The organism is Variovorax sp. WDL1 (genome assembly GCF_001541225.1).
Classification (GTDB): domain Bacteria; phylum Pseudomonadota; class Gammaproteobacteria; order Burkholderiales; family Burkholderiaceae_C; genus Variovorax.
Genome location: NZ_LMTS01000316.1, coordinates 1 through 791 on the forward strand (window position 1 = coordinate 1; position 791 = coordinate 791).

Consider the following 791-nt stretch of genomic DNA (forward strand, 5'->3'; position numbering starts at 1 on the left):
CGGATTTTGAGGAGGCTCCTTCGATTGAGAATGGAGCCAACATGAGGAAGTCCCCGAAGTTTTCCCCCGAGGTGATCGAGCGCGCGGTGCGCATGGTCTTCGATGCCAAGGACCAGTACCCGTCGCAGTGGGCGGCGATCGAGTCGATCGCCGGCAAGATAGGCTGCACGGCCGAGACGCTGCGCAAGTGGGTGCGCCAGGGCGAACGCGACAGCGGCGTGCGGTCAGGCGCGACCACGGCCGAGCAGCAGCGCATCAAGGAACTCGAGCGCGAAGTCCGCGAGCTGCGCAAGACCAACGAGATCCTGAAGCTGGCCAGCGCGTATTTCGCCCAGGCGGAGCTCGACCGCCACCACAAGAAGTGAACGCCTTCATCGACGAGCACCGCGCTCGCCTCGGGGTCGAGCCGATCTGCCGCGCGCTGCAGGTTGCCCCGTCGGCGTACAGGCGCCACGCGGCGCGCCAGCGCGACCCTGCGCGGCTGCCGGCGCGAGCCCGACGTGATGCGAGCTTGCTGCCGCAGGTGCAGCGTGTGTACGAGCAGAACCTGCGCGTCTACGGTGCCGACAAGGTCTGGCGCCAACTCCGGCGCGAAGGCACGGCTGTTGCCCGCTGCACGGTGGAGCGGCTGATGCGGCTGTGCGGGCTGCAAGGCGTGCGCCGCGGCAAGGGGGTGCGCACCACGATGCCCGACGCCAAGGCGACCTGCCCGCTGGACCGCGTCAATCGGCAGTTCAAGGCCCAGCGGCCAAACCAGCTGTGGGTGGCGGACTTCACCTACGTCTCGACCT

Annotated in this window: 1 pseudogene and 1 other annotated feature; the pseudogene reads left to right on the forward strand. The window is 68.3% G+C overall.

Going from position 1 to position 791, the window contains the following annotated elements:
• Nucleotides 1-41: 41 nt before the first annotated feature.
• A pseudogene (locus tag APY03_RS40990) lies at nucleotides 42-791 on the forward strand (IS3 family transposase); the annotation flags it as partial.
• Nucleotides 320-436, forward strand: a sequence feature (AL1L pseudoknot). (Overlaps the previous pseudogene by 117 nt.)